This window comes from Bradyrhizobium sp. 153, from assembly GCF_023073835.1.
Lineage (GTDB): Bacteria > Pseudomonadota > Alphaproteobacteria > Rhizobiales > Xanthobacteraceae > Bradyrhizobium.
This window is the reverse complement of record NZ_JADPKH010000038.1, coordinates 1-3193: the sequence shown is the minus strand read 5'-3', so window position 1 is coordinate 3193 and position 3193 is coordinate 1. Positions and strand designations below refer to the sequence as shown.

General features: G+C 62.3%; 1 protein-coding gene and 2 pseudogenes. All 3 read left to right on the top strand.

The window, feature by feature from the left end; translation table 11 throughout:
* Window positions 1–154: 154 nt before the first annotated feature.
* The 3 genes and pseudogenes from IVA91_RS11235 to IVA91_RS11225 all read left to right on the top strand — a co-directional run bounded on the left by IVA91_RS11235 (window position 155) and on the right by IVA91_RS11225 (window position 2816).
* Window positions 155–1708 (top strand): annotated as a pseudogene (locus IVA91_RS11235) (ISL3 family transposase).
* Between the two features lie 53 nt (window positions 1709–1761).
* A pseudogene (locus tag IVA91_RS11230) lies at window positions 1762–2218 on the top strand (transposase); the annotation flags it as partial.
* Window positions 2130–2816: a plasmid pRiA4b ORF-3 family protein gene (locus IVA91_RS11225; protein ID WP_247458764.1), complete on the top strand. Its 687-nt coding sequence runs from the start codon at window positions 2130–2132 to the stop codon at window positions 2814–2816. The pseudogene IVA91_RS11230 and the gene IVA91_RS11225, both read left to right, overlap by 89 nt.
* The last annotated feature ends 377 nt before the right edge of the window (window positions 2817–3193 follow it).

Genomic DNA, 3193 nt, shown 5'->3' with positions numbered 1-3193 from the left:
TAATCTTCTCCATGGAACGGTCCTTCCTTTGTGGCGCCTCTCTACGCGACCACGTTAGGCACTTTTGATGCCGGTTCGAAGGGCCGTTCCACACCATCACTTTTGATGCAGTTCGAGGCATGTCTGGCGCTTTGATTGGAGGAGAATCAGCGCCATGCAGCAAGCACTCCAGCGCTCCAGTCTGGTGCCGCGTGGGTTTCGTTGTAGAGAGTGCGTGCTACGAGGGTGATAAGGCCGTTATTGTGGTCCGGGCGTCTGGACGCGTTGGTCTGTGTCCGTCGTGCGGAACGGTTTCCCGACGCTTCCATAGCCGGTATCGACGACGCGCGACCGATCTGCCGCTGTCCGGGCGGGTCGTAGAGCTCCTGGTGGTCGCCCGCCGCTTCCGCTGCGACGCCGTGCTGTGCGGACGTCAGATCTTCACTGAGCGTTTCGCCGACGGGATATTGGCTCCATCAGCGCGACGTACGGCGAGGCTGGACTCTATCGTCCATCACCTTGGTCTGGCGCTCGGCGGTCGACCCGCAGCGGGCTTCGCAAGACGGCTGATGCTGCCAGTGAGCAAGGACACGCTTCTGCGCGTGGTCCGACGCCGCAGCCGTTCGCCGGTCGATGCTCTCAGGGTCATCGGTATCGATGACTGGGCCTGGCGGCGCAATCACCGATACGCCAGCATCATCTGCAACCTAGAAAGGCGCCGGGTAGTCACCCTGCTGCCGGATCGTGAGCCCGCGACCGCCCAAGCTTGGCTCGCTGCGCATCCCACGATCGCAATCGTCGCCCGCGATCGTGGCGGCGGATATGGCGAAGCAGCAGCAAAGGCCCTGCCGCACGCGGTGCAGGTCGCCGACCGCTGGCATCTGATGGAGAACGCCAGTCGGGCCTTCCTTGACGCCGTCCGCAAATCTATGCGCCAGATTCGCACCGTCATCGGTGCGACCACGATCGATCCCCCTGCTGACAGCAGCCGAGCGCCTCCAGTACGAGGGCTACTTGCGCCGCGAGGAGACCAATGCGGCCATCTTGGCTCTGTCGAAGAACGGCATACCCATCAAGCAGATCGTGCGCCAGACTGGCCATAGCAGGAAGCTAGTACGGCAGGTGATCCGCGGCGAACGCACCGATGTCTTCCGGACCCGGCAAAGTTCGTTGGATCTGCATTTGCCATGGCTCGATGATCAGTGGGCGTCCGGCTGTCGAAACGGGGCTGAACTCTGGCGCCGCCTAGCAGCGCGTGGCTTCCGCGGCTCGCTTCGTCGTCAGCGAGTGGGCGACCCGCAGACGACGTGCCGAAAAGGCCGATGCACAGAACCTTCAGTGGATCCCGTCGGCCAAAACGATCGCGCGTCTCATGACAACCGGGCGGGACTTGCTTACGAAAGCAGAGACCGTCACGGTAGCGGCGATAGAATCTGGCGTACCAACCCTAGTCGAGGCACGCGAGATCATCGCCGAATTCCACATGATGATCCGGCGCAACACCGAGGTGGGCCTCATCCCATGGATCGAGCGCGCCCGCGCCAGCCTCGTCGCCTCGTTCGCCAGCGGCGTCGCGAAAGATGAAGCGGCGGTTCGAGCAGCGATCACTTTGCCGTGGTCCAACGGACAGACTGAAGGTCAGATTACGCGCCTCAAGCTCGTCCGACGTCAAATGTATGGCCGCGGGAAAATCGATCTGCTTCAGGCCAGATTGATCGGCGCAGAATAAGCGGAGCTGCACCAAAACTGCGACAGAGCCAATATTGCAGGCCGAATGACAGCCGATCGGATGCCGAGCGTCGCGCGGGCCGACAAGCGCAAGCCCGGCCTCTGGCTGCAGCCTTAAAGCAGTGGTTTGAGGCGACGCTTGATCACCTTGCGCAGAAGAGCGACACGGCGAAGGCTTTGCGTTATGCGCTGCGTCATTGGGACGGCCTAACGCGCTACCGTGATGACGGGCGTATCGAGATGGACACGAATGCGGTCGAGCGTGCGATGCGGCCGATCAAGCTCAATGCCAAGAACTCCCTTTTTGCCGGTTGCGACGAGGGTGCCGAGAATTGGGCATTGTTGGCTTCGCTCATTGAAACGCAAGCTGAATGGCGTCAGCGCCGAGCACTGGCTCTCTGACGTCCTCGCCAAGCTCGTCAATGGCTGGCCTGCGGCGCGACTGGACGAACTGCTTCCCTGGGGGTCGACCTCCACGATGCATGCGCACGATCCGAGGCTGGCAGCATGAGCCTGAACACACCGCCGTCCGGATCAGGGCAACCCTCAAGGACGTCAAGCCGGAGGTGATGCGTTGCCTTGTCGTACCCGTCACCCTGCGCCTTGATCGGCTGCATCTGACGCTTCAGGCGGCGTTTGGGTGGACGAACAGCCACCTCTTCGAGTTCCTGGCTGGCGAAGGGCGTTGGGGCATCCCCGATCCCGACGGTGATTTTGGCCCCCAGCCGATCGATGCTCGCAAGGCGCGGCTCTGCGATATCGTTCAAGAGACCGGCGCCAAGACGATCCATTATCTCTATGACTTCGGCGACAGCTGGGACCATGTGATCAAACTCGAGAAATGGTTCGACAACACGACGATAGAGGGACTTCCCCTCCTGCTCGAGGCCACCGGTCGTTGTCCTCCGGAGGACGTCGGCGGTGCGCCAGGCTACGCCGAATACCTCGATGCCATCGGCGACCCCGCCCATCCGGAGCACGAACACATGCGCCTCTGGGGTCCGGAGCAGTTTGGTCCCAACATTGTCGACCGGAAGGCGATCGAGGCTGCCGTCAACGCTTTGTCCGACAAATGGAAGCCGCGGCGTCGCGTCACGCGGTCAAAATAGGCATCAAGCGCCAATCGAAAGGGCCGCAGCGCCACGCTTACTGCGTAGCGGCGACCTGACATGATCAGAACACCGCCGTTGGGTCTCCAAACCAGACTGCAGATTCCGCCTCGGCTCGCAACTCGCTTTCGTCGCCGGGTGCCGACGCATCGGGCCGACGGGCCGAGCGTTCAGAGGCAGGCCCCAACGCCGACGCCGACGGATAGGCCGTCGGCGCCGATTGCGTGAAGTCGAGCGCTACTAAAGCGTGATGGCATTAAGTTCGATAGCCTGAATTGTTGAGGTAATTGGCGCATTCGTCGGCGGTGAAGGCATCGAGTGCGTGGCCGATTGCGGCGCAGACCGCATCGACGGTTCGGGCGGCAGCTTTGCGGAGC